Annotated in this window: 19 protein-coding genes; 2 read left to right on the plus strand and 17 right to left on the minus strand. The window is 62.2% G+C overall.

What is annotated here, in order from left to right:
- Positions 1–174: 174 nt before the first annotated feature.
- The gene (locus NCR40_RS13275) at positions 175–1,857 is read left to right on the plus strand and encodes a thiamine pyrophosphate-binding protein (RefSeq protein ID WP_250509670.1); all 1,683 of its coding nucleotides are present in this window, start codon (positions 175–177) and stop codon (positions 1,855–1,857) included.
- Between the two features lie 83 nt (positions 1,858–1,940).
- Here NCR40_RS13275 and NCR40_RS13280 read toward each other — a convergent pair whose 3' ends face one another.
- From NCR40_RS13280 to hemE, 4 genes are all read right to left on the minus strand, one after another.
- Entirely contained in the window at positions 1,941–3,089 is a 1,149-nt protein-coding gene (locus NCR40_RS13280; RefSeq protein WP_244826596.1) for a branched-chain amino acid ABC transporter substrate-binding protein, read from the minus strand.
- 92 nt (positions 3,090–3,181) lie between these two features.
- A complete protein-coding gene (gene putA / locus NCR40_RS13285) occupies positions 3,182–7,111 on the minus strand; it encodes a trifunctional transcriptional regulator/proline dehydrogenase/L-glutamate gamma-semialdehyde dehydrogenase (RefSeq protein ID WP_250466173.1) in 3,930 nt (1,309 codons plus the stop codon).
- A 465-nt stretch (positions 7,112–7,576) separates the two neighbouring features.
- The gene (locus NCR40_RS13290) at positions 7,577–9,814 is read right to left on the minus strand and encodes a primosomal protein N' (protein WP_250509671.1); all 2,238 of its coding nucleotides are present in this window, start codon (positions 9,812–9,814) and stop codon (positions 7,577–7,579) included.
- Between the two features lie 448 nt (positions 9,815–10,262).
- Positions 10,263–11,360, minus strand: a complete 1,098-nt coding sequence (gene hemE, locus NCR40_RS13295; protein ID WP_250509672.1) for a uroporphyrinogen decarboxylase — start codon at positions 11,358–11,360, stop codon at positions 10,263–10,265.
- 141 nt (positions 11,361–11,501) lie between these two features.
- Here hemE and NCR40_RS13300 point away from each other — a divergent pair, with 141 nt between their 5' ends.
- Positions 11,502–12,341 (plus strand): transporter substrate-binding domain-containing protein, encoded by an 840-nt coding sequence (locus NCR40_RS13300; RefSeq protein WP_250509673.1) that lies wholly within the window; start codon positions 11,502–11,504, stop codon positions 12,339–12,341.
- A gap of 4 nt (positions 12,342–12,345) precedes the next feature.
- Here the strand turns inward: NCR40_RS13300 and NCR40_RS13305 are convergent, their stop codons facing one another.
- The 13 genes from NCR40_RS13305 to NCR40_RS13365 all read right to left on the minus strand — a co-directional run bounded on the left by NCR40_RS13305 (position 12,346) and on the right by NCR40_RS13365 (position 25,701).
- A complete protein-coding gene (locus NCR40_RS13305) occupies positions 12,346–13,293 on the minus strand; it encodes an alpha/beta hydrolase (protein ID WP_250509674.1) in 948 nt (315 codons plus the stop codon).
- Between the two features lie 601 nt (positions 13,294–13,894).
- Entirely contained in the window at positions 13,895–15,625 is a 1,731-nt protein-coding gene (locus tag NCR40_RS13310) for an AMP-binding protein (RefSeq protein WP_250509675.1), read from the minus strand.
- Between the two features lie 218 nt (positions 15,626–15,843).
- The gene (locus tag NCR40_RS13315) at positions 15,844–16,269 is read right to left on the minus strand and encodes a F0F1 ATP synthase subunit epsilon (RefSeq protein ID WP_244826603.1); all 426 of its coding nucleotides are present in this window, start codon (positions 16,267–16,269) and stop codon (positions 15,844–15,846) included.
- 70 nt (positions 16,270–16,339) lie between these two features.
- Positions 16,340–17,734, minus strand: a complete 1,395-nt coding sequence (gene atpD, locus NCR40_RS13320; protein ID WP_244826604.1) for a F0F1 ATP synthase subunit beta — start codon at positions 17,732–17,734, stop codon at positions 16,340–16,342.
- A gap of 44 nt (positions 17,735–17,778) precedes the next feature.
- Positions 17,779–18,675, minus strand: coding sequence for a F0F1 ATP synthase subunit gamma (gene atpG, locus NCR40_RS13325; protein WP_244826605.1), 897 nt, complete (start codon positions 18,673–18,675; stop codon positions 17,779–17,781).
- 70 nt (positions 18,676–18,745) lie between these two features.
- Entirely contained in the window at positions 18,746–20,287 is a 1,542-nt protein-coding gene (gene atpA, locus NCR40_RS13330) for a F0F1 ATP synthase subunit alpha (RefSeq protein ID WP_244826606.1), read from the minus strand.
- Between the two features lie 57 nt (positions 20,288–20,344).
- Positions 20,345–20,887, minus strand: coding sequence for a F0F1 ATP synthase subunit delta (locus NCR40_RS13335; protein WP_250466184.1), 543 nt, complete (start codon positions 20,885–20,887; stop codon positions 20,345–20,347).
- Positions 20,888–20,889: 2 nt separating this feature from the next.
- Positions 20,890–21,360, minus strand: coding sequence for a F0F1 ATP synthase subunit B (locus tag NCR40_RS13340; RefSeq protein ID WP_244826608.1), 471 nt, complete (start codon positions 21,358–21,360; stop codon positions 20,890–20,892).
- A gap of 136 nt (positions 21,361–21,496) precedes the next feature.
- Entirely contained in the window at positions 21,497–21,766 is a 270-nt protein-coding gene (gene atpE / locus NCR40_RS13345) for a F0F1 ATP synthase subunit C (RefSeq protein ID WP_244826609.1), read from the minus strand.
- Positions 21,767–21,856: 90 nt separating this feature from the next.
- Positions 21,857–22,708 (minus strand): F0F1 ATP synthase subunit A, encoded by an 852-nt coding sequence (gene atpB, locus NCR40_RS13350; RefSeq protein WP_244826610.1) that lies wholly within the window; start codon positions 22,706–22,708, stop codon positions 21,857–21,859.
- A 167-nt stretch (positions 22,709–22,875) separates the two neighbouring features.
- Positions 22,876–23,355 carry an ATP synthase subunit I gene (locus NCR40_RS13355; protein ID WP_250509722.1) on the minus strand — a complete coding sequence of 160 codons (480 nt, stop codon included), beginning with the start codon at positions 23,353–23,355 and terminating at the stop codon, positions 22,876–22,878.
- Between the two features lie 303 nt (positions 23,356–23,658).
- Entirely contained in the window at positions 23,659–24,795 is a 1,137-nt protein-coding gene (locus NCR40_RS13360; RefSeq protein ID WP_502800981.1) for an SLC13 family permease, read from the minus strand.
- Positions 24,796–24,798: 3 nt separating this feature from the next.
- Positions 24,799–25,701 (minus strand): ParB/RepB/Spo0J family partition protein, encoded by a 903-nt coding sequence (locus NCR40_RS13365; protein ID WP_250509676.1) that lies wholly within the window; start codon positions 25,699–25,701, stop codon positions 24,799–24,801.
- Between the last annotated feature and the right edge of the window lie 42 nt (positions 25,702–25,743).

Genomic DNA, 25,743 nt, shown 5'->3' on the forward strand with positions numbered 1-25,743 from the left:
GACGAGAGATGTCGCTTGCCGGTTGGTCCGGCTGTGAGGCGCGCGGCGGCAGGCGCGTCGCGCGCCAAGGCGGCCGGACTGCATCAGCCAGAGTCCCATCCAGCGGCGTAAGCTACGGTCTGCGGCTCGAAACCCGGGCTCACCGATGCTCACTGACAAAGGAGACTTGTTCGCATGGCATCCGCTTCTCATGGCCAGACCACCGGCGCGCGTCTGGTTGTCGATGCGCTCGTTCATCACGGTATCGAACGCGTGTTCTGCGTGCCGGGCGAGAGCTTTCTCGCCGTCCTGGATTCGCTGCACGACGAAACCAGCCAGATACAGACGATCGTCTGCCGCCACGAAGCCGGCGCGGCGAACATGGCCGAGGCAGTCGGCAAGCTGACGGGGCGTCCGGGCGTGGCTATCGTCACGCGCGGGCCGGGCGCGACGCACGCGTCCATCGGCGTGCACACCGCTTTCCAGGACTCGACGCCGATGATCCTGCTGATCGGCCAATGCGCGCGGGATCACATGGATCGCGAGGCGTTTCAGGAAATCGATTATCGGCGCATGTTCGGGCAGATGGCGAAGTGGGTCGCGCAAATCGACGATCCGCGCCGCGTGCCGGAGTATCTGAGCCACGCGTTCCATGTCGCGACGGCGGGACGTCCCGGCCCGGTCGTGCTGGCGTTACCCGAAGACATGCTGACCGAAGCGTGCGACGCGGCGCCGCCCGTGCCGCGCTATCAGCGCGTCGCGGCGGCGCCGTCGCAGGCGCAGATGGAGCGCGTGCGCGAACTGCTCGCCAACGCGAAGACACCGTTCGTGATCGCGGGCGGCAGCGGCTGGACCGCCGAGGCGACGCAGGACTTCGCGCGCTTCATCGAGCGCTGGCAGTTGCCGGCGGGATGCGCGTTCCGCTATCAGGACACGCTGCATAACGAGCATCCGAATTACGCGGGCGATGTCGGGCTCGGCATCAATCCGGCGCTGGCCGCGCGCGTGCGCGAAGCGGACGTGCTCTTCGTTCTCGGCCCGCGCATGGGTGAATCGACGACGGGCGGCTACACGCTGCTCGACATCCCGAAGACGAAGCAGACGCTGATTCACGTGCATCAGGGCGCGGAGGAACTGGGCCGCGTGTATAGCGCCGATCTGCCGATCGTCTCCGGCATGCCCGAGATTGCGTCGATGCTCGCCGCGCTCGAATCGCCCGCGCAGATCGCGTGGTCGGGCAGCGCCGAGACGGCGCACGCCGCGTATCTCGAATGGCGCAAGCCGCGCCCCATGCTCGGCGATGTCCAGCTCGGCGAGATCATGCGCACGCTTTCTGAGCGCCTGCCCGAAGACGCGATTCTCACCAACGGCGCGGGCAATTACGCGACCTGGCTGCATCGGCATTATTCGTATCGGCACTTCCGCTCGCAAGTTGCGCCGACGAGCGGTGCGATGGGTTACGGCGTGCCTGCGGCCATCGCGGCGAAGTCGCTGTATCCGCAGCGCACGGTGATCGCGTTCGCGGGCGATGGCTGCTTCATGATGTCGAGCCACGAACTCGCCACGGCGATGCAGTACCAGCTGCCGGTGATTTTCGTGGTCGTGAACAACGGGCAGTTCGGCACGATCCGCATGCATCAGGAGCGGCACTATCCGCATCGGGTCCATGGCACGGGGCTGACGAACCCCGACTTCGCGGCTTATGCGCGCGCGTTCGGGGCGCACGGCGAGCGGGTCGAATCGACGGAGCAGTTCATGCCGGCGTTCGAGCGCGCTGTGAGTTCCGGATTGCCCGCGGTGATCGAGATTCGGATTCCGGCGGATCAGAGCACGCCGGGCGCGACGCTCGAACAGATTCGGGAGCAGGGGAAGCGCTGAGGGCTGGTTCAGCCGGTTAGCCCCGTCCAAACGAAAACGGCCCGGTCGCACACGACCGGGCCATCCAAAACAGCCACTAAACCTTACTTCCCACCCACGCTCTGCAGCGTCGTCCACTTCCCGCCAACGACCTTATACAGCGTGATACCGCCGTTTTTCAGATCGCCCTTCGAGTCGTACGCCAGATGCTTCGTGGTCACGCCTTGCATGTCGGTCTTGGCAAGCAGCGGCAGATACTTTGCCGGGTCCGTCGAGTTGGCCGCCTTCATTGCGTTGAACATGGCCATTGCGCCGTCGTAGGCGTACGGCGAGTACGTCTCTACGTCTTCGTTGAAGCGCTTCTTGTACTTCGCCGTGTAGTCCGCGCCGCCAGGCATCTGGTCCATCGGCAGGCCGGCGAGCGATGCCACCGTGCCATCGGCCGCGTCGCCCGCGATCTTGATGAACGTGTCGGTCTTGACCATCTCGCCCGCCATCAGCGGTGCACGAAAGCCAAGCGTCTTCATTTGCTTGGCCATCGGCGCGGCTTGCGAATCCGCGCCGCCGTAGTACACGAGGTCAGGATTCGACGACTTGATCTTGGTCAGAATCGCCTTGAAGTCGACAGCCTTGTCGTTCGTGAATTCGCGCACGACGATGTTGCCGCCCGACGCCTTCGCTGCCTTCTCGAACTGGTCGGCGAGACCCTGGCCGTAAGCCGTGCGGTCATCGACGATGGCGATCTTCTTCACTTTCAGCGTCTTCACCGCGAACTCGCCCGCGACCGAGCCTTGCTGCGTGTCGGACGTCATCATGCGGAAGGCCGTCTTGAAGCCTTGCGTGGTGTACTCCGGCGCGGTTGCCATCGCGATTTCGGGGATGCCGGCGTTCGCATAAATGCGCGATGCCGGAATGGTCGTGCCCGAGTTGAAGTGGCCGAGCATGCCCTTGATGCCGTCGTCGACGAGCTTCTGCGCGACGGTCGTGCCCGTGCGCGGGTCGGCCTGATCGTCCGCCGAATCGAGCACGATGCGAACCGGCTTGCCGCCGATCACCGGCTTCGTGGCGTTGAAGTCCTCGACCGCGAGCGTGATGCCGTTCTGGAAATCCTTGCCGTAGTGCGCCTGCGCACCGGTCATCGGCCCGGCGAAGCCGACCTTCACATCTTCTGCTGTTTGCGCGAACGCAGTCCCCGCGAGCGACAGGCCGGCGAGCGTCAGGGCGGCTGCCAGCTTGTTCATCGTGTGCTTCATAGCTTCTCCTAGTACCAGTGTGAATGGCAGCTCGTCGCCGGGATCGCCGTGCCTGCTGCCGTTTGTTTGAATCGAGCGCGAGAGGATACTTCTCAACCGATCGTCATCAAATTCGCATTGCCGCCCGCCGCCGCCGTGTTCACGCTCACCGAGCGTTCCGTCAGCAGACGTTCGAGCGCATAGTCTTCGCCGTCATGATCAGCATCGGCAAATGTTCCCGCCGCCACGCCCTGCACCGATACGATCGGTCCCGGGCGCTTCGCGACTTCCTTCACGAGCGACAACAGTTCATCGCTGTCGCCTTCGAACAGCACGGCGTCGAACTCCGCCGCCGCGTCTTTCCTGACCGCCGCATACGGCTTGAGCGATGCCGGCAGCGACGCCGCCAACTGCTCGCCCGCCGAACCGGCGAACAGCGCCTTGTTGCCCGTTGCCAGCACGGCGGCAAACTGCGCCCGCGCGCCGCTCGGGGTTGCCGCCACGCACAGCACCGTGCCGCGCGCGCCGAGCGTGTACGTGTTGCGCTCGCCGGTCGGACCGGACAGCACGGCCGTCGCGCCCGCGAGCACGTGTTGCAGATAACCGTCGCAACGCGCCGCGGTCTGCGGATCGCGTTCGCCGATGGACCAGTCGCGCAGCGCCGTGAGAGCGGCGGTCGGGGCATCGGCGGATGCCGCCTTGTCCACCACGAGCGCGCTTGCCAGCGACTTCGGCAATCCAGTGGGACGCTTGGCCAGCAAGCGCTGCAAGTACAACGCGCCGCCCGCCTTCGGACCCGTGCCCGACAAACCTTCCCCGCCGAACGGCTGCACGCCGACCACCGCGCCGATCACATTGCGGTTCACGTAGATGTTGCCCACGTGCGCGCGCGAGATGACATGCGCGATGGTTTCGTCGATCCGCGTATGGATGCCGAGCGTCAGTCCATAACCGGTCGACCGAATTTGGTCGAGGAGTTTATCAAGAGACGAACGGCGGTAACGCACCACATGAAGCACCGGGCCGAAGACCTCGCGCTTGAGTTCGTCGATGCCGTCGAGTTCGATCAGCGTCGGCGGCACGAATGTGCCTTGCGCGCAACCGTCCGGCAGCGGCAGTTGCACGACCTTGCGGCCCTTCTCGCGCATCTGCGCAACGTGCGCGTCGATGCCGCGTTTCGCGTCGGCATCGATCACGGGACCGACATCCGCCGACAGCCGGTCAGGATTGCCCACCGCGAGTTGCTTCATCGCGCCGGTCAGCATTTCGAGCGTGCGATCCGCGACATCGTCTTGCAGACAAAGAACGCGTAGCGCCGAGCAGCGTTGACCCGCCGAGTCGAACGACGACTGCATGACGTCCGCGACGACCTGTTCCGCAAGCGCCGAGGAATCGACGATCATCGCGTTCTGGCCGCCGGTTTCGGCGATGAGCGGAATCGGGCGGCCGTCCGGATCGAGCCGTTCGGACAGCGTCTTGTTGATGAGGCGCGCGACTTCGGTCGAGCCGGTGAACATCACGGCGCGCGTGCGCGGGTCGGCGACGAGCGCTGCGCCCACGGTTTCACCGTTGCCCGGCAACAGTTGCACGGCGCCCGGCGGCACGCCCGCTTCGCGCAGAATGCGCACGGCTTGCGCGGCGATCAGCGGCGTTTGCTCGGCTGGCTTCGCGAGCACCGGATTGCCAGCCGCGAGCGCCGCCGCGACCTGACCCATGAAAATCGCGAGCGGGAAGTTCCACGGGCTGATGCAGACCACCGGTCCGAGCGGACGATGCGTGTCGTTCGAAAATTCCTCGCGAATTTGTGCGGAGTAATAGCGCAGGAAGTCGATAGCCTCGCGAATTTCCGATACCGCGTTCGCGAGCGACTTGCCCGCTTCGCGCACGACGAGGCCCATCAGCGTGTGCATCTGCGCTTCGAGCAAGTCGGCGGCGCGCGTGAGGCAGTCGGCGCGGTCATCGACGGGCGTCGCTTGCCAGATCGGCGCGGCGGCCACGGCGTTGGCGATCGCGGCGCCAACTTGTTCCTTCGACGCTTCCACCACCGTGCCGACGAGATCGCGCAGATCGGCGGGATTGCGAATGTCGCGTGCGACGCCGTTGTGCGGATCGTCGCCTTCGAGCATCGGCTCGGCGCGCCACTGATGATTCGCGCTCGCGAGCAACGCCGACGACAGCGACGCCAGGCGATGCTCGTTCGACAAGTCCAGACCCATCGAATTGGGCCGCTCGTCGCCGTACAACTGACGCGGCAGCGGAATCTTCGCGTGCGGCGCGCCGAGCGGCACGATCTTCTGCGCTTCGTCGATCGGGTCTTCGACGAGATCCTTCACGGGGATGGATTCATCGGCAATACGGTTCACGAACGATGTGTTCGCGCCGTTTTCGAGCAGACGCCGCACGAGATACGCGAGCAGCGTTTCGTGCGTGCCGACCGGCGCATACACGCGGCATGGCCGGTTCAGCTTGTCGCGGCCCGTGACTTCTTCATAGAGCGGTTCACCCATGCCGTGCAGGCACTGAAACTCGTACTGGCCGGGATAGTAATTCTGTCCCGCGAGGTGATAGATAGCCGACAGCGTGAACGCGTTGTGCGTCGCGAACTGCGGATAGACGGCATCCGGCGCGCCCAGCAGTTTTTTCGCGCAGGCAAGATACGAGATGTCCGTATAGATCTTGCGCGTATAAACCGGATAGCCTTCGAGTCCGTCCACTTGCGCGCGCTTGATTTCGGTATCCCAATACGCGCCCTTCACGAGACGAATCATCAGCCGATGCCGGCTGCGGCGCGCCAGGTCGATCAGGTAATCGATCACGAACGGGCAGCGTTTCTGATAACCCTGCACCACGAAGCCGATGCCGTTCCAGCCCGCGAGCGCCGGGTCGAAGCACAGCGCTTCGAGCAGATCGAGCGAGATTTCGAGGCGATCCGCTTCTTCCGCGTCGATGTTCAGGCCAATGTCGTAACGACGCGCGAGCAGCGCCAGCGCGCGCACGCGCGGCAGCAGTTCGCTCATGGTGCGTTCCTGCTGCGAACGCGAATAACGCGGATGCAGCGCCGAGAGCTTGATCGAGATGCCCGGGCCTTCGTAGATGCCGCGCCCGCCCGCCGCCTTGCCGATAGCGTGAATCGCCTGCTCGTAGGACGCGTAGTAACGCTGCGCGTCTTCCTCGGTGGTCGCTGCTTCGCCCAGCATGTCGTAGGAATAGCGGAAACCGCGCGCCTCGAACTTGCGGCTGTTCGCGAGCGCTTCGGAGATGGTCTCGCCGGTGACGAACTGCTCGCCCATGAGGCGCATCGCCATGTCCACACCCTTGCGGATCAGCGGCTCGCCGCCTTTGCCGATCATGCGCGTCAGCGCCGACGACAAACCGGCTTCGCTATTCGTCGTGACGAGCTTGCCGGTGATCATCAAGCCCCACGTCGCCGCATTCACGAACAGCGACGGCGCCTGGCCCATGTGCGAACGCCAGTCGCCCTTGCTGATCTTGTCGCGGATGAGCGCGTCGCGGGTCGCGCGGTCGGGAATGCGCAGCAGCGCTTCGGCGAGACACATCAACGCAACGCCTTCCTGACTCGACAGCGAGAACTCGTGGATCAACCCTTCCACGCCGCCGCCCGTACTCTTCGCGCGCAAGGCTTCGACGAGTCTGGTCGCGAGCTTTTCGGTATCGGCGGAAACGCTGGCCGGCAAGCGCGCTTGTCCGATCAGGAACGGCACGCATTCGGGTTCCGGGCGACGATACGCCGCCGTGATCGCCGCGCGCAACACCGACTGCGGTTGCACGTTCTGCGCGAAATCGAGGAAAGGTTGCGGCGCGCTGTCGTCATCGCCCTCGACGGCTACGGTCTCGCCCGCTTCGCCCGAGCCGTTCGTGCCCGAGAGTTCCGGCGGAAGCTGACCATGCTCGATACGCTCCAGATAGGCGAAGATCGCCTGCTTGATGAGCCAGTGAGGAGTGCGCTCGAGCCGGGTCGCGGCATCTCTGAGCCGTGAACGCAGCAGATCGTCGACTTTGACGCCAAGGGTTGTGCTCGCCATGATTCCTTCGTTTGCCGGACGTGCTCACCCGGCCGTAGACCTAAAAGTTGGCGAATCGTACTCCGCTGAAATAAAAGGTGCAACCGACAATTTCGAGAGGGTTGCACCATGTTGGAACCCTTGTGGGACAAGGCTTTGCGGGATGCAACGCCGAACGGACATTGGCGGAAATCACCTAGTAGTTTCCCTAGGCGTTTTTATTTTGGGACATGCCCTAAGTAATTGCCCGAGTGCAGCCGATATAAACGCCATGCGCGCCGTCGGCGCCACATTCCGCGGAGGACCACCGCGGGGCTCTCGGAGAATAACGAGCATGAGCACTTGGATGGTGATAGCCAGCGTTTGGGTGATGTTCGCAGTGTGCGTCGTCTTGTTTGTGCGAGGCGCATCGCCGCACGTAGGCCGTTCGGACGATCTGCACGACGACCTCGAATCCGCATCTGGAAGCGCCACGCGCGCCGAGTATTAGACGTCCAGCGGATCCACTTCCACGTTCCAGCGCAGTACGCCCTTCAGCGCGCGCAACGCCGGTTGCCACGCGCGCAGGGCGGATTGCAGCGCAGCCCGCGAGCTGCTTTCGAGCAGCAATTGCGCGCGGTGCACGTTGAACACTTTCACGATGGTCAGCGGCACGGCATCGTAGACCGTCACGCGGTCCGCGCCCGGCAAGGGCGCGAAGGCGGCCGCCGCCTGCCCGAGAAACGCCAGCGCCGCTTCGAGCGTGCGGCCTTCCGCGCGCAGCATGGCCTGATAGACGAATGGCGGCAGACGCGCGTCGCGACGTTCCGCGAGCGTCGCGTTGGCGAATCCCACGTAGTCCTGCCGCGATAACGCCTGATACAGCGCGTGACGCGGATATCGCGTCTGAATCATCACTTCGCCGGGAAGTCCGGCGCGACCCGCGCGGCCGCTCACCTGCGTCAGTTGCGCGAAAAGCCGTTCGCTTGCGCGAAAGTCGTGAGAAAAAAGCGCGGTGTCGGCGTTTAGGACACCCACGAGCGTCACACGGCGGAAGTCGTGGCCCTTCGCAATCATCTGCGTGCCGACGAGAATATCGACCTCGCCTGCATGGACATCCGAGAAAAGCGCCTGCGCGCTGCCCTTGCGCCGCGTGCTGTCCGCGTCGATGCGCAACACCCGTGCGCCGGGAACCACGCTCGCGAGTGTTTCCTCCACGCGTTGCGTGCCGCGTCCCATTGGCGCGATATCGATGTTGCCGCATTCCGGGCATGCCTTTGGAATGCGCGATTCCCAGCCGCAATGGTGACAGCGCAACGCGCGCTCGGGCTTGTGAAGCACGGCGTAGGCGCTGCATCGCGGACAGCCCGCGACCCAGCCGCAGGCGTCGCACGACAGAATCGGCGCATAGCCGCGCCGATTCAGGAACACGAGACTCTGTTCGCCGCGTTCCAGACGCGCCTTCAGCGCTGCGATGAGCGGGCCCGACAAGCCTTCCACGGACGCGCGCCCGCGCTGCCTTTCCTCTTCGAGATCGATGAGCCGCACGCTTGGCAACGCCGCATCAGCGACGGCGCGGCGCTTGAGCGTCAGGCGCGTGTAGCGGCCCTGCTCCGCCTGCCACCAGGTTTCGAGCGATGGCGTCGCCGACCCGAGCACGACGGGAATACCAAGCTGCTTCGCCCGATAGATGGCCAGATCGCGCGCGGAATAACGCAACCCTTCTTGCTGCTTGTACGCCGGGTCGTGCTCTTCATCGACGACTATCATCGCCAGTTTTGGCTGCGACGCGAGGATCGCGAGGCGCGTGCCAAGCACGATGCGCGCGCTTCCCGTGTGTGCCGCGAGCCAGTTGCGGGCGCGTTCGCCCTCGGCAAGACCGCTGTGCATCGTGACGATGGAACCGGGCGCAAGCATCGAAAAACGATTGCGGAACGCCGCCTCGAACTGCGGTGTCAGGTTGATTTCGGGCACGAGCACGAGCGCCTGCGCATCCGCTTGTCTGGCGAGCAGCGCGGCAAGCGCGTGCAGATAAACCTCGGTCTTGCCGCTGCCCGTCACGCCGTGCAGCAGAAAAGGCGCGAAGCCTTGCGCGCTCGCGATGGCATCGACGGCTTCGCGTTGCTCGTCGGTCAGGCGCGGCGGCGCTTCGGTCGCCGCGAGCGTCGGCGCGTGATCCGCCGGCGATGCGTCTTCAACGCTTTCGATCCAGCCGCGCGTCAGCCATTCGTCGAAAGTCGCGCTTGCCTTGGGATGTACGGCGCGCGCTTCGGACAAACCCAGCGTCTCGCTCGATCCCAGCGCTTCCGCCAGCCGCCGCAACGCGCTCGCCCGCGCGGGCAAGGCATCCGGAAGTTCGGCTCGTCCGGCTGCCAGCATCCGGTAACGCGGCTCGACCGCGAATAGGCGGTTCCAGCGCGATGCGTCGCGTAGAGCTTGCGGCAAAGCGGGCAGCGCAACTTCGCCGAGCCCGCGTTGATAGTATTCCGCCGCGAACGTCGCGAGCCCGATCCATTCGGCGGAAAGCGGCGCGCAGGCATCGCAGATGGCGGTTACGTGGCGCAGTTTGTCGGCGGGGACGTCGGTTGAGGTCGCGATCTCGCAGATGAGCCCAACGACGTCGCGCCGCCCGAACGGCACCTGCACCAACGAGCCGACCACAGGCTCGACGTCGAGTTGATAGACGTAATCGAACAGCACGGACATCGGCTGATCGATAGCGACGCGCACATAGAGGCCGCTCATGCCACGCGACGCCTTTCGGCAAGCCACGGCGGGCTTTCCGACAATGACATCAGGCTTCGCGCGACGAACTTAAAGTAAAACATCAGAATCGCTGGTAAACCGAAGATTATTTTTAGATTTCCGATGCTTTCCACAGGCCTGTGGATAACTTTGTTGAGAAGTGCATTACGGGCTGCCGCAAACCGTGCCACCGATCACTTATGTGCGTCGGCCCACATTTCGGGCAGACCACAACAAACATTAATGCAAACAGGCACTTACGCAACAAATAGCGACATTTAATTGATCGCGGATGGCGATATGTCTGATGGCGCGCCGCAACGTACAAAATGTGTATAACTGCTGTCTTGACATCTTTCGATCCCACCAAGGGCGGGCGTTTCAGACAAATCCGACGATTTCTAAAACGCTGCACCCGACGGTATCGCGCTGCACTGCAACATACCGCTTAGCGTACCAACGTGGCCGCGCGCATCGCCCGGCTGTGCGAATGGACTTCATCGACCAGCTCGGCAACGTGTTCGGGCGGCGTGAACTGCGAAATGCCGTGGCCGAGATTGAAGACGTGTCCCGGATGATTGCCGAAGCTTTCCAGCACACCACGCGCTTCGGCACGAATCGCCTCGGGCGGCGCAAACAGCACGCTCGGATCGATATTGCCCTGCAACGCCACGCGAGCGCCCACTTTCTCGCGCGCCGCGCCGAGGTTCACTGTCCAGTCCAGCCCGACAGCATCCACGCCGATTGACGCGATCTGCTCAAGCCACAACCCGCCGCCCTTCGTGAACGTAATAACCGGGACCCGCGCGCCGTCGTGCTCGCGCTTGAGGCCTGCGACGACCTTCGCGATGTAGTCGAGCGAGAAGCGTTGATACGCGCCGTCGGCGAGTGCGCCGCCCCAGGTATCGAAGATCATGACCGCCTGCGCGCCGGCTTCGATCTGGGCGTTGAGATATGCGACAACCGCTTGCGCGTTCACATCGAGAATGCGGTGCATGAGATCGGGCCGCGAATAAGCCATCGATTTCACGGTGCGATGATCGTCCGAGCCGCCGCCTTCCACCATGTAGCACGCAAGCGTCCACGGACTGCCCGAGAAGCCGATGAGCGGTACCCGCTGACGGCCTTCCGCGTCGGTGAGCGCGCGGCGAATCTGGCTAACGGCGTCGGTGACATAGCGCAGCGTGGCGTCGATGTCCGGCACGGCCAAGCGCTTTACGTCGTCTTCGGTGCGCACCGTGCGTTCGAAACGCGGACCTTCGCCTTGCACGAAGTTCAGCCCGAGGCCCATTGCGTCGGGAATGGTGAGGATGTCGGAGAAGAGGATCGCCGCGTCGAGCGGATAACGTTCGAGCGGCTGAAGCGTCACTTCGGTGGCGTAATCGGGATTCTTCGCAAGACCGAGGAAACTGCCTGCGCGTGCGCGCGTGGCGTTGTACTCGGGCAGATAGCGCCCGGCTTGACGCATTAGCCAGATCGGCGTGTATTCGGTCGGCTGCCGCAAGAGCGCGCGCAGAAAGGTGTCGTTCAGGAGAGTGTGGGCCACGGCGCTCGATGCTAAATGCGGGGAATCGTCCATTCTACCGGACGATGCGCGCGTCATCGGCGGCTGAGAGTGATGTTCAGACTCACGCGCGCTCGTTATGATCGACGGCGGCAACCAATACGAATAGAACACGGAGAATCGATGAAACGCGCGTTTTTAACGTCCATTAGTGTCGCAATCGCCGTCTTTGCCGGGTCGATGTCCACCACCGCACTTGCTCAAACGGTGCAGGCGGGAAGTGTCGGCACCGTGCCCGCGCCTCCGCCGCCCGTCGCGCCGCCCACGCGGCTCGACGACATCCTCGGGCGCCACACGCTGCGCGTCTGCACGACCGGCGACTACAAGCCGTACACGTTCCTGCGTACGGACGGACAGTTCGAAGGCATCGATATCGACCTGGCGGAAAGCCTCGCGAAGTCGCTTGGCGCCAAGGCGGAATACGTGAAGACTTCGTGGTCGAACCTGATGAACGATTTCATCGACAAGTGCGATATCGCGGTCGGCGGCGTATCGACGACACTCGACCGGCAGAAGCGCGCCTTCTTCACCGCGCCATATATGGAGGACGGCAAAACGCCAATTGTTCGCTGCGATGACGTGGACAAGTATCAGACCGTCGAACAGATCGATCAGCCGAACGTGCGCACGATCGTGAATCCCGGCGGCACGAACGAGCGCTTTGCCAAGCAGTTCTTCCCGCATTCGCAGTTGATCGAGTACCCGGACAACGTCACGATCTTCAAGCAGATTCTGGACGGCAAGGCAGATGTCATGGTCACGGATGCCTCGGAAACGCTGCTTCAGCAGAAGCTCAATCCAGGCCTATGCACCGTGCATCCGGACAAACCGTTCCAGTTCGGCGAAAAGGCGTATCTGCTGCCGCGCGGCGATGTCGTCTGGCAGCAGTACGTCGACCAGTGGTTGCACCTCGCGCGCGGTTCGGGCGAGTTTCAGGCTGTAGTGGACAAGTGGCTCAAATGAACGATCAGCGCGCGGCGCGCAACCACTCGCCCGCGCGCTCGCCGATTCGACGCAGCCAGGCAAGCGCGGCTTCGGATCGCGGATGCATGCGGCCAAAGCCGTGCGTCATGTCCGCGGCGTCGATCAATTCGACGCGGCCGCCGTTGGTTTCGAGGAAGCGCTTGAGTTCGTGGGCATCGTCGTAAAGCGGGTCGTAGGCTGCCGCGACGATCAACGCCGGCGCAGGCGTCCGCTCGAACGGCTCGGCGAGCGGAAAGGCGCGCACGTCATGGGCGTCGGGCATCACGCCGGACAGGAACTGAGTCCAGTACCACTTCATCTCGTCGTTGGTGAGGCCGGGGCCGTTCGCGTTTGCAAGACAGCTCGCGCTCTCGAATTGCCGCCGCATCACCGGATACAGCAGAAGCTGGAGACTGACGAGACCGGCCACGCGCTCGTTCGCACCGCGCGCCGCGACCACCGAGAGATGCGCACCCGCGCTATCGCCACCGACAGCCAGCCGGTCCGTCGCGAAGCCAAGCCGAGAACGATGTTCGGCGAGCCAGATCAGCGCGTCGAGGGCATCGTCGCAAGGCGCGGGAAATGGATGCTCCGGCGCCAGCCGATAATCGACGCTCGCGACTGCGCATTGCGAATCGCGCGCGAGGCGGGCGACCAGCGCATCATGCGTCTCGATATCGCCGACCACCCAGCCACCGCCGTGAAAGTAGACGATAAGCGGCAGTGGACCGTTCGCCGACTTCGGCTTATAGATGCGCGTGGCAAGCGTGCGCCCGGCAAGCGGAATTTCGATGTCCTCGACGAAAATGGTTTCGTCCGGGGCCGGGGCGTAGGCTTTCGCCACTTCGCTGAAGCGCTCGCGCACTGCCTTCGCGTCGGCATCGGGACCGAGCGGCGGAAAAGCTTCGGCGACGGTGGCGTAGTAGCGAAGCAGAGCGGCGTCAATGGTCATACGAGTCTCCAAGTGCGTCTTTTACGGGAAGTTTTGGCGGTTCAGGCCGAATGAGTATCGATTTCATACGTGCGCCCGTTCGATTTTCCCGGAAAATGCCGATTAACGCAGCGGCCCATATAACCGGAAAAACTCCGGGAGTTTTAGCGGATCGAATAAATCAGCTTAATAACTGACAATATCTGCACGGCTTTGTACGCATCCGCGACCGAAAATTTAACGAGAGCCTTATGGGACGGGGGTTACAACCTGAAACACTTTGTTACGGCGGGTCAGAATCAATTCGCCCACAATCTGTTCAAACGGTTTCAACACGGATGTGTCCGGGCGCGCGGTTGCAAATGCGGCGCTTTCCGGTGGTCGCCTTGGGCGAATCTCTGAAAGGGACATCAGTGTTGGGATCGTTCTTCGATTTGACGTTGAATCGAATCCCACCTTTGGTCTCCTCGCGCTAACCCCGTAGCGTGTGGTTTTTAGCGGGCTCCAGGCCCGCTTTTTTTTCGCCTGCACAAACGTTTGCGCTAGTTGCGAGTTTCGCCGCCGAACGTTTCGTGCCATGACAGGATGGGAGCGCGTATTAGCGCTCCCTTCGTCGTTTCAATTACGCCGTTTTGGCTTCCGCAAGCTTCAGGTCGTCGATCATCTGCGCGCGCATCACAAACTTCTGGACCTTGCCTGTTACCGTCATCGGCAATTCGTCGACGAACCGGATGTATCGCGGAATCTTGTAGTGCGCGATTTGTCCTTGGCAAAAGTCGCGGATCTCGTCGGCGCTGGCCATCTCGCCCGGACGCAGCACGACCCAGGCGCACACCTCTTCGCCATACTTTTCGTCCGGGACGCCGAACACCTGCACCGACTGCACCTTCGGATGGCGGAACAAAAATTCCTCGATCTCGCGCGGATAGACGTTTTCGCCTCCGCGAATCAGCATGTCCTTCAGGCGTCCGACGATGTTGCAGTACCCTTCGGCGTCGAGCGTCGCGAGGTCGCCGGTGTGCATCCAGCCATCGACGATCGCCTCGCGCGTCTTTGCGTCGTCGCCCCAATAGCCTTTCATCACCGAATAGCCGCGCGTGCACAGTTCGCCCGTCTGGCCGACCGGCACGATTTCGCCGAGCGGGTCGATGATCTTCACCTCCAGATGCGGCTGAACGCGCCCGACAGTGGTCGTGCGTTTGTCGAGCGGGTCGGTGGTCGAGCTTTGAAACGAAACCGGACTTGTCTCCGTCATGCCGTAAGCGATGGTGATCTCGCTCAAATGCATGGTGGAGACCACACGCTTCATCGTTTCGATGGGGCACGGCGAGCCCGCCATGATGCCCGTGCGCAGCCGGCTCAAGTCGTAATTCGCGAACTCGGGATGATCGAGTTCGGCGATAAACATCGTCGGCACGCCGTGTAGCGCCGTGCAACGCTCCTCGTGCACGGCGGCGAGCGTCGCGGCGGGATCGAATGCCTCGCCGGGGAACACCATCGCGCAGCCGGTCGATACGCAAGCCAGCACCGCGAGCACCATGCCGAAGCAGTGGTAAAGCGGCACGGGAATGCACAGCGAGTCGTTCTCGGTGAGGCGCATGGCCATCGCGATATAGCGCGCGTTGTTCACCACGTTCCGATGCGTAAGCGTCGCGCCCTTCGGATTGCCCGTCGTGCCGCTCGTGAACTGCACGTTGATCGCTTCGTCGGCGGCGAGTTTGGCTTCGAGCGCATCGAGCTTGGCGGTATCGACGAGCGCGCGGCCTTCTTCCATCAACGCGTCGAAGTTGAGCATGCCGGGCGTCTTGCCTTCGCCCATTCGGATGATGGCGCGCAGGTCCGGCAGCTTCGCCGCATTTAGCGCGTTCGGTTGCGCATGGGCGAGCTCCGGCGCGAGCGTCTGCAACATCTCCAGATATTTCGACGACTTGAACTGCTCCGCCGCGACGATCGCCTTGCAGCCGACCTTGTTCAGTGCGTATTCCAGTTCGGCAAGCCGATAAGCCGGATTGATATTCACCAGCACGGCACCGATGCGCGCCGTCGCAAATTGCGTCAGCAGCCATTCCGCGCGATTCGGCGACCAGATGCCGACGCGGTCGCCTGCTTCGATGCCAAGCGCAAGCAAGCCGCTCGCAAGCACGTCGATCTCGTCGGCGAACTCACGCCAGGTCCAGCGGATGTTCTGCTCACGAAACACGACAGCGGGACGCCCGGGAAAGCGGCGCGCGGTATCGAGAAGAAAGCGCGAAACGGTGGCGTCGCTCAAGGGCGTGTCGGTCACGCCGCGGACGTAGGAAAGACCGTCACGCGGTTCGACTTGCGCGCTGGCCTGCGTCGGTTGAGTTGCCATCGAAGGGTCTCCGCTATCGACCGTGCAAGATATGCAGCCTCACGGACGTAGGCTGTTTGGAAGGCTATTTTGCACGGTGGCAAGCGGCGCTGGCATCAAGTGTTACCCGCAATCGGGGTGCACAACGGTCATGCAGATTTGCCGGGAAGCAACCCGGACTCGCTATAAAAAAAGCAGCCCGGAGGCTGCTTTCTTCGATTCGCTACAAGCGCGCTGGCTTAGTGCTTCGAGCCAAGCTTGCGCAGACGCTGAATGGCGGCGAGCTGTGCCGTTGCGTACGCGAGTTCCGCTTGCGCGGTCGCGTATTCAAGGTTCGAGCCCGTGTTCTGCAACGCTTCTTCCGCGCGCTTCTTTGCTTGCTCGGCCTTCGCTTCGTCCAGATCGGCGCCGCGAATGGCGGTATCGGCAAGAACGGTCACGACGCCCGGCTGAATCTCGAGGATTCCGCCTGCGACGAAAACGAACTCTTCCGAACCGTCTTCCGCTTCGATGCGCACCGCGCCCGGACGAATGCGCGTGATGAGCGGCGTGTGGCCCGGCAAAATGCCGAGTTCACCTGCTTCGCCCGGCAGCGCGACGAACTTCGCCTGGCCCGAGAAGATCTGCTCTTCCGCGCTGACGACGTCTACTTTGATGGTTGCCATATCGACTCCTGAGCGTATTACGAAGGCGCGGAGTTTTGAGATCCGCGCCCGCTTCGTCTACACCCGACCGTTACTGAATCTTCTTGGCCTTTTCGAAGGCTTCGTCGATCGTGCCAACCATGTAGAACGCCTGCTCCGGCAGATGATCGCACTCACCTTCGACGATCATCTTGAAGCCGCGAATGGTTTCCTTCAGCGGCACGTACTTGCCCGGCGAGCCCGTGAACACTTCAGCAACGTGGAACGGCTGCGACAGGAAACGCTGGATCTTACGAGCGCGCGCCACGGCGAGCTTGTCTTCCGGCGCGAGTTCGTCCATGCCCAGAATCGCGATGATGTCGCGCAATTCCTTGTAACGCTGCAGCGTTTGCTGCACGCCGCGCGTGATCGAGTAGTGCTCTTCGCCGATCACGTTCGGGTCGATCTGACGCGAGGTCGAATCGAGCGGGTCCACTGCCGGATAGATACCCAGCGATGCAATGTCACGCGACAACACGACCGTTGCGTCCAAGTGGCCGAAAGTCGTAGCCGGCGACGGGTCGGTCAAGTCATCCGCAGGGACGTACACGGCCTGAACGGACGTGATCGAACCGGTCTTGGTCGACGTGATGCGCTCTTGCAGCTTGCCCATTTCTTCAGCCAGCGTCGGCTGATAGCCCACTGCCGACGGCATACGGCCGAGCAGTGCCGACACTTCCGTGCCCGCCAGCGTGAAACGGTAGATGTTGTCGACGAAGAACAGCACGTCGAGACCTTCGTCACGGAAGTGCTCGGCCATCGTGAGGCCGGTCAGCGCCACGCGCAGACGGTTGCCCGGCGGCTCGTTCATCTGGCCGTACACCAGCGCGACCTTGTCGAGAACGTTCGAGTCCTTCATTTCGTGATAGAAGTCGTTCCCTTCGCGGGTACGCTCACCCACACCGGCGAACACGGAATAACCGCCGTGTTCTTTCGCGATGTTGTTGATGAGTTCCATCATGTTCACGGTCTTGCCCACGCCGGCGCCGCCGAACAGGCCAACCTTACCGCCCTTGGCAAACGGGCAGATCAGGTCGATAACCTTGATGCCCGTTTCGAGCAGTTCGGTCGAAGGCGACAGCTCGTCGAACTTCGGCGCGAGCTGGTGAATCGAACGCGTGGCGGTCGATTCGATAGGACCGGCTTCGTCGATCGGACGGCCGAGCACGTCCATGATGCGGCCAAGCGTCGGCTTGCCGACCGGCACGCTGATGGGGTTGCCCGTGTTCTTCACGATCGTGCCGCGGCGCAAGCCGTCGGATGCACCCAGACAGATGGTGCGGACCACGCCGTCGCCCAACTGCTGCTGGACTTCCAGCGTCAGCTCGGTGCCTTCCAGAATGAGCGCGTCGTAAATCTTCGGCATGTGCGAGCGCGGAAATTCCACGTCGATAACGGCGCCGATGCACTGTACGATCTTGCCTTCTACCAAAGCAGTAGTACTCATCGCATTTCCTTTAGATACTGTGTTCTTTCACGCGGTCATCAAGATCAGACCGCAGCGGCGCCGCCGACGATTTCCGACAATTCTTTCGTAATCGCGGCCTGGCGGCTCTTGTTGTAGACGAGCTGCAGTTCGTTGATCACGGTCTTCGCGTTATCCGACGCGGCCTTCATTGCGACCATGCGCGCCGATTGTTCCGACGCCATGTTTTCCGCCACCGCCTGATAAACCAGCGCCTCGACGTAGCGCACGAGCAATTCGTCCACCACGGTTTGAGCGTCCGGCTCGTAGATGTAGTCCCACGAGGTCTTCGGCGTGTCGTTCGCAATCGCGGCTTCGTCTGCCTTCTGCTGCAGATCTTCGGCCGTCAACGGCAGCAATTGCTCGATCACCGCTTCCTGCTTCATCGTATTGACGAAGCGCGTGTACCCCAGGTACACCGCGTTGATCTTGCCTTCCGAATACAAGTCGAGCTGCACCTTCACCGCGCCGATCAGCTTTTCCAGATGCGGCGTGTCGCCCAGATGTGTGACTTGCGACACGACCTTGGCGCGCAGCCGGTTCAGGAAGCCGAGACCCTTGGCGCCGATAGCCGACGCTTCGATGGACACGCCGGTCTGCTCCAGCTCCTTGATGCGCTGCAACGACGCACGCAGCACGTTCGTGTTCATGCCGCCGCACAAACCCTTGTCGGTCGTGACGAGGATCAGGCCGGCCGTCTTCGCGCCTTCGTTCTTCACCATGAACGGGTGACGATACTCAGGGTTCGCCGCGCTCATGTGCGCCGCGATTGCACGGACCTTGTCGGCATACGGACGGGCGGAACGCATGCGCTCCTGGGCGCGGCGCATCTTCGATGCGGCGACCATTTCCATCGCTTTCGTGATCTTGCGCGTGTTCTGCACGCTCTTGATCTTGCCGCGAATTTCCTTCATTCCAGCCATTGCTTACTCCTTGATCGAAGCCGCGCGGTGTTCATCGGTCGATGCACCGCGCGTTGCTCCTCAGTCCCGATCAATAAGCGCCCGACTTCTTGAAGTCCTTCAGCGCGGTATGCAGTGCGCCGTCGTCGTCCTTCGACAAGTCTTTATTGTCTTCGATGCGCTTAACCAGATCGGCATGGCTCGTCTTCAGGTATTCGCGCAGGCCCTTTTCGAACGGCAGCACTTGCGCAACTTCCAGATCGTCGAGGTAGCCGTTGTTAGCCGCGAACAGCGCCACAGCGAGTTCCCACACTTGAAGCGGCTGATACTGCGGCTGCTTCAGCAGTTCCGTCACGCGGCGACCGCGCTCCAACTGCTTGCGGGTGGCTTCGTCCAGGTCCGACGCGAACTGCGCGAACGCAGCCAGTTCACGATACTGCGCCAAGTCGGTACGAATACCGCCCGACAGCTTCTTGATGACCTTGGTCTGAGCCGCACCACCGACGCGCGACACCGAAACGCCCGCGTTGATGGCAGGGCGGATACCGGCGTTGAACAAGTCGGTTTCCAGGAAGATCTGGCCGTCGGTAATCGAGATCACGTTCGTCGGAACGAACGCGGTCACGTCGCCGGCTTGCGTTTCAATGACGGGCAGTGCCGTCAGCGAACCGCTCTTGCCCTTCACTTCGCCATTGGTGAACTTCTCGACGTAGTCTTCCGAAACACGAGCCGCACGCTCGAGCAGACGCGAGTGCAGATAGAACACGTCACCCGGATACGCTTCACGACCCGGCGGACGGCGCAGCAGCAGCGAAATCTGGCGATACGCCCATGCTTGCTTGGTCAAATCGTCATAAACGATCAGCGCGTCCTGGCCGCGATCGCGGAAGTATTCGCCCATCGTGCAACCGGCGTACGGCGCGAGGTATTGCATCGCGGCCGATTCCGAAGCCGAAGCCGCCACGACGATTGTGTAAGCCATTGCGCCGGTTTCTTCGAGCTTGCGCACCACGTTCATGATCGACGAAGCCTTCTGGCCGATCGCGACATAGATACAGAAAAGGTCCTTGCCCTTCTGATTGATGATCGCGTCGACAGCCACCGCGGTCTTGCCGCACTGACGGTCGCCGATGATCAGCTCGCGCTGACCACGGCCGATAGGCACCATCGAGTCGATGGACTTCAGACCCGTTTGCACCGGCTGCGACACCGACTTACGCCAGATCACGCCCGGAGCAATCTTTTCGATTGCGTCGGTCATCTTCGCGTTGACCGGACCCTTGCCGTCGATGGGGTTACCCAGCGCGTCGACCACGCGGCCGATCAGTTCCGGACCGACCGGCACTTCGAGAATGCGGCCCGTCGTCTTGACGATGTCGCCTTCCGAGATGTGCTCGTACTGGCCGAGAATAACGGCGCCGACGGAGTCGCGTTCGAGGTTCAGCGCGAGGCCGAAGGTGTTGCCCGGAAACTCGAGCATTTCACCCTGCATCACGTCCGACAGGCCGTGAATACGCACGATACCGTCGGTCACGGAGATCACGGTGCCCTGGTTGCGAACATCCGCGCTCGCTTCAAGGCCCTGGATCCGGCTCTTGATCAGCTCGCTGATCTCAGAGGGATTGAGTTGCATTATTCGCTCCTGATAGTCAATTCTGTTGCGTGCCAGCGATTCGCTTCTAACGAAGCGTCAGGCGGTCAGAGCCGTCTGCATGCTGGCGAGGCGCGCGCGGACCGAGGTATCGAGCACTTCGTCGCCAACCGTCACGCGAACGCCGCCGATCAGCGACTGATCGACTTCGACGGTCGGTTTCAGCTTGCGCTCGAACTTGCGTTCAAGGCTTGCGACTAGGTCGTTCAATTGTTCGCCTTCGAAGGGGAACGCGCTTACGATCAGCGCGTCGGCCGCACCTTCGCGGGCGTTCTTCAGCTCGTCGAACTGCACGGCGATTTCAGGCAGCAGCGACAGACGATGATTGTCCACCAGCATGCCGACGAAATTCTTCGCCTGTACATTGCCTTGAGCCAAAGGCGACTTCACTGCGGACAGCAGCAGATCCGCTACTTGATCGCGGCTCACCTTCGGGCTCGAGGCGACCGACTGCACTTCGGGCAGACGCGCAACCTGGGCCAGTTCCTCGACGAAAGTGGACCAGCCCGCGAGATCGCCGCTCTCGGCTACGCGGAACAGCGCTTCTGCGTAAGGACGAGCGATGGTTGCAAGTTCGGCCATGATCAGAGCTCGGTTTTGAGTTGATTCAGCAGATCGGCGTGAGCCTTCTGATCGACTTCGCGCTTCAGAATTTGCTCGGCGCCCTTCACGGCCAGGGCCGCGACTTCCGCGCGCAGCGACTCGCGCGCCTTGACGACTTGCTGTTCGGCGTCCGCCTTGGCTTGCGCGACGATGCGCGCGGCTTCAGCCTGAGCGTTGGCCTTGATTTCTTCGGCGACGGCTGCGGCGCGCTTTTCGGCGTCAGCGATACGTTGCTGACCGTCCGTGCGAGCCTGCGCGAGTTCCTGGTCGACGCGCTTATGCGCGGCTTCGAGTTCCGCCTTGCCCTTGTCGGCGGCGGCGAGGCCGTCGGCAATCTTCTTTGAGCGCTCGTCGAGGGCATTGATCAACGGCGGCCACACGAACTTCATCGTGAACCACGCGAGGATCAGAAACACGACCATTTGCGCAAACAGGGTTGCGTTGAGATTCACGGTGTTTCCTTAAACGTTGCTTAGTCGGAGAGTGAAACGGTTAAAAGGCGCTCATCGGCCCGTTGTGCTCGATCAGCGCCTCACCCGTTCCGTCTTGCGTCTCATCGCAAGAAGAGACGCACACTTCCGAGGAACCTCAGCCTGCGAGCTTCGAGAGCAGCGGGTTCGCGAACGCAAACAGCATTGCCACACCAACGCCGATCAGGAACGCCGCGTCGATCAGACCAGCCAGCAGGAACATCTTGGTCTGGAGCGGGTTCATCAGTTCCGGCTGGCGGGCGCATGCTTCAATGTACTTGCCGCCCATCAGGCCGATACCGATACAGGCGCCGATTGCACCCAGGCCGATGATGATGCCGATACCGATGGCGGTCAGACCCTGGATGTTGGCGATGAAAGCGTTCATGTTCACTCCTTTGATTAAAGACTTTGGAACTGGATTTATAAAAATTGAAAACTAAAACCTAAGCGATTCTGGACCTGCCGCGAACACTCTTTAGTGAGAGTCGTGCGCCTGACCGATGTACACGAGCGTCAGCATCATGAAGATGAACGCTTGCAGCAGCACGATCAGAATGTGGAAGATCGCCCAGACCGTACCCGCGACCACATGGCCGATAAAGCCAAGTACAGAGGCGTCCGCGCCGAAGTGCCACATGCTGCCGAGCAGCGCGATCAGCAGGAACAGCAGCTCACCCGCGTACATGTTGCCGAAAAGCCGCATGCCGAGCGAAACCGTCTTGGCGACGAACTCGATGATGTTCAGCGCAAGATTCGGAATCCACAGAAGCGGATGCGCGCCAAACGGAGCGGACAGCAGCTCGTGCACGAAGCCGCCTGCGCCCTTGATCTTGAGGTTGTAGTAGATCATCAGCACGAACACGCCGAGCGCGATGCCGAGCGTGCCGTTCAAATCGGCCGTGGGCACGATGCGATGATGCGGCAGCACTTGTTCGAGGCCCAGCCAGCCAATCACGCGGCCTGGCAGATCCACGGGGATGAAGTCGAGCGAGTTCATCAGGGCGACCCAGACGAACACGGTCAGCGCGAGCGGAGCGATGAAGCGGCGGCTGCCGTGGATCATCGACTTCGACTGATCTTCGACCATTTCGACGAGCATCTCGATCGCGCACTGGAAACGTCCGGGAACACCGGACGTCGCGCGGCGCGCCGCGATACCGAGAATGACGATGGTCAGGAGACCGCACACGATGGACCAGAACAGCGTGTCCAGATTCCAGACGTGGATGTCGAAAATCGACGTCTGTGTGTGCGTGGAAAGATTCTGCAAGTGGTGCGCAATGTACTCGGACGGGTCCAGAGCGTGCGTTCCTTCGCTAGCTGCCATATCGTTAAAGCCACCCAAATTGTCAAAAATCTTTCGTCGCCAGACGCTTATCCGAGCCACCGCTTCGCGTTGCGGCTCCGGGCGTCCGGCCCGAGCGCGGCGTTCATAACCGCGCTTTCATGTGTGATGCTACATACTTGACTTCGGGCTGGCGATTACCCTGGAGGTCAACGCAAAGCCATGGCCAGCCAGTAAGTCTTCAACGCGACGATGTACGTAACGAGCAAAGGCAACCACAGCGCGCTCTTGTACCAGAAGGCGACCGCTACGAACATAGCAATCGTCGCTCCCATTTTCATCGCTTCGCCGATCATCCAACTCATGATGGTCTCGGCTCCGCTCTTCGCCTTCAGGCGCGCCGCGAACAGTGCACTGGGCAGCCAGCAGATCGCGCCTCCGAGGAAGGCGGACAGCGCAGCATCGCCCGGCGGCTTGTAGAACAGCCACCACAACAGCGTCGCACCCAGGGACAAAACCATTTGCGCGGCCACTACCTTGAAAGGCGTGACCCGCGATGGACGACTCACATCAGGACCGAACAGCTTCTCTGCCTGGCCCCGCGTGAGCGGAACGATATTGTTATCTTGCGCCTCGGCGTCCCACGAGTCGTCAGACGAACTGCGGGGCTGATTTCCTGAAGCGTGAATGTCTCCGCGTTTGTTTTGAGCGCTGTCTTGCCCGCCCACCGGCGCTCGATTCTGCTCTCGCACCGTCTTCAAACCCCTTCAACACATCAACCGACAGTTCGGAAACCACCCTGCGCTTTCGCCGCGCTTTCTAGGTGGCCTAGCTGATAAATCCGGGGGATTGTAAGCGATTGTCCTCGGGGATTCAATAGTTTAGGTGCGTCAAAAGCCAAGCGGACAAAGCTTAAAAAATGGTCTCGAAAGCGAGACTTTTCTTGCGGTTACAAGCAGATTTTCAGACGACGTGAGATTGCGTCGCGAAACTCAGATGAGCGCCCATCCAACAAGCACTGCAACAAACCAGAAAGGGATCGAAACGAGGTGAAACGGACCCCACATGCCCTTCTCGCCCGACAGACGCACGGCGATGAGATTGGCGAGCGAGCCGATTGCCACCCCAAAACCACCGACGCTCACGCCGAACGCAAGCGCGCGCCAGTCCTTCGAAAACTCGGCGAGCACGATGGCCGCCGGCACGTTACTGATGGCCTGCGACAGCACCGCGCCCGCAGCATAAGCACGCATCGGCGTGCCGATGCCCAACTGCGCGATGAAGCCGTGGATGGCCGGCAACGCGGCTGCGCTGCGCAGCACAATGAACATCAGCATGAAGATGAGCAGAAGCAGCCAGTCGATCTTCAAGACGACTTCGCGGCGCCAAAGCAGGAACGCGACAGCAAGGACGGCGAGGCCGGGCCCGGCATGATGCGCGTCGGCCAGTGCGACGAAGCCAGCGAACGCAAGCACGCTCACACCGCATAACACACGGTCGACGCCGTGCTCTTCGGCATCGCCAGAAAGGTCGAGCGGCGCGTTGCGAAACATCGCGCAAGTCACGGCGCCGAGCATGAGCATGAGGACCGCGCAAAGCGGCAGCAACGCCCAGACGAACGCGCCGAAGGAAACGCCGCTCGTCTGCCAGAGGAAAAGGTTTTGTGGATTGCCGAGCGGCGTGAGGATCGATCCCGCGTTCACCGACAACGCGATCACGATGACGAGACGCTTGATGGGCAAGGGCGCGAGCCGATGCAGCGATAGCGCGAGCGGCACGACCGCGAACAACGCGACATCGTTGGTCAGCACCGTGGACAGCGCCGCCGCCAGCGCGACGAGCAGCAGCGCCAGGCCGCGTTCGCCGTGGATGTGATGCACCAGCCGATACGCGGCCCACATCAGGAATCCTGACAATTCGATCGCTTTGGTCAGGATGAGCAGGCCGGCGAGCGTGAGCACGGTCTGCCAATCCACAAGACCTGGCAGCGAAGCCCACGAGCGCGGATGAACCACTTGCAACACGCCGAGCGCGAGCACGAGAATGGCGAGGACCGGCTCTTTACTGACAGTCCTCCAGACGCGCGTCAGGAGGTCGGAGCGCGATTGCTTGACGTTGTATTCCGACAAGACTCACGCGGCCGAATTAGGCGCTTCAATGCTGCCGCGTAGTTTGCTCAGAATGCCTTCGAGCGCGTCGAGGTTGCCGAAATCGATCATCACCTTGCCGCGTCCTCGTCCGCCCAGCTTGATCTTCACGCTCGCCGCGAGCAGATCCGACAACTCTTCTTCGAGCCTGCGCGTGTCACGGCCGCCATCGTTCGCGGGACGCGCCTTGACTGCCGGCGCTTCCTTCGTCGTCGCGGCGACGAGGCGCTCCGTTTCACGCACCGACAAGCGGCGATTCACCACGTGATTAGCCAATTGAATCTGCGTGGCGGCATCGACGGCGAGCAGCGCGCGTGCGTGGCCCATGTCGAGATCGCCTGCGAGCAGCATCGTCTGAACGGGCGTGGCGAGGTTCAAGAGACGCAGCAGATTCGATACCGCGCTACGCGATCGCCCGACCGCTTCGGCCGCCTGCTCGTGCGTGAACGTGAATTCGTCGAGCAGGCGCTGGATACCCTGCGCCTCTTCCAGCGGATTCAGATCCTCCCGCTGGATGTTTTCGATCAGCGCCATCGCGGCGGCGGCCTGATCGGGCACGTTCTTCACCAGCACCGGCACTTCGTCGAGCCCAGCCAGACGCGCCGCGCGAAAACGTCGCTCGCCCGCGATGATCTCGTACTGATCCGCGCCGACGGAGCGCACGAGAATCGGCTGCATGAGGCCTTGCGCGCGAATACTCGCGGCGAGCTCTTGCAACGCGCCCTCGTCCATTCGGGTACGCGGCTGATACTTGCCCGCCTGCAGCTTGTCGAGCGACAGGACTGACGGCGTGCCTTCGCCGCGTACGGCTTCGGTAATGTCGACGCTGCCGCCGAGCAATGCATCCAGGCCTCGGCCCAAACCCTTCTTCTTCATCACAGCGCTCATTTCGATTCCTCCGTTGGCGTCGTCCGCCAGATCGAATGGGTT

Origin of the sequence: Caballeronia sp. GACF4 (assembly GCF_023631025.1) — a bacterium.
In the GTDB taxonomy this organism is placed as follows: Bacteria; Pseudomonadota; Gammaproteobacteria; order Burkholderiales; family Burkholderiaceae; genus Caballeronia.

Bases quoted from the DNA above. Each gene is read 5' to 3' on its own strand.
- NCR40_RS13315 (WP_244826603.1), bottom strand. From the start codon at position 16,269: ATGGCAACCATCAAAGTAGACGTCGTCAGCGCGGAAGAGCAGATCTTC.
- NCR40_RS13280 (WP_244826596.1), bottom strand. From the start codon at position 3,089: ATGAAGCACACGATGAACAAGCTGGCAGCCGCCCTGACGCTCGCCGGC.
- NCR40_RS13275 (WP_250509670.1), top strand. From the start codon at position 175: ATGGCATCCGCTTCTCATGGCCAGACCACCGGCGCGCGTCTGGTTGTC.
- NCR40_RS13305 (WP_250509674.1), bottom strand. From the start codon at position 13,293: ATGACCATTGACGCCGCTCTGCTTCGCTACTACGCCACCGTCGCCGAA.
- putA (WP_250466173.1), bottom strand. From the start codon at position 7,111: ATGGCGAGCACAACCCTTGGCGTCAAAGTCGACGATCTGCTGCGTTCA.
- atpA (WP_244826606.1), bottom strand. From the start codon at position 20,287: ATGCAACTCAATCCCTCTGAGATCAGCGAGCTGATCAAGAGCCGGATC.
- NCR40_RS13335 (WP_250466184.1), bottom strand. From the start codon at position 20,887: ATGGCCGAACTTGCAACCATCGCTCGTCCTTACGCAGAAGCGCTGTTC.
- NCR40_RS13310 (WP_250509675.1), bottom strand. From the start codon at position 15,625: ATGGCAACTCAACCGACGCAGGCCAGCGCGCAAGTCGAACCGCGTGAC.
- atpE (WP_244826609.1), bottom strand. From the start codon at position 21,766: ATGAACGCTTTCATCGCCAACATCCAGGGTCTGACCGCCATCGGTATC.
- NCR40_RS13365 (WP_250509676.1), bottom strand. From the start codon at position 25,701: ATGAGCGCTGTGATGAAGAAGAAGGGTTTGGGCCGAGGCCTGGATGCA.
- NCR40_RS13300 (WP_250509673.1), top strand. From the start codon at position 11,502: ATGAAACGCGCGTTTTTAACGTCCATTAGTGTCGCAATCGCCGTCTTT.
- atpB (WP_244826610.1), bottom strand. From the start codon at position 22,708: ATGGCAGCTAGCGAAGGAACGCACGCTCTGGACCCGTCCGAGTACATT.
- atpD (WP_244826604.1), bottom strand. From the start codon at position 17,734: ATGAGTACTACTGCTTTGGTAGAAGGCAAGATCGTACAGTGCATCGGC.
- NCR40_RS13290 (WP_250509671.1), bottom strand. From the start codon at position 9,814: ATGAGCGGCCTCTATGTGCGCGTCGCTATCGATCAGCCGATGTCCGTG.
- atpG (WP_244826605.1), bottom strand. From the start codon at position 18,675: ATGGCTGGAATGAAGGAAATTCGCGGCAAGATCAAGAGCGTGCAGAAC.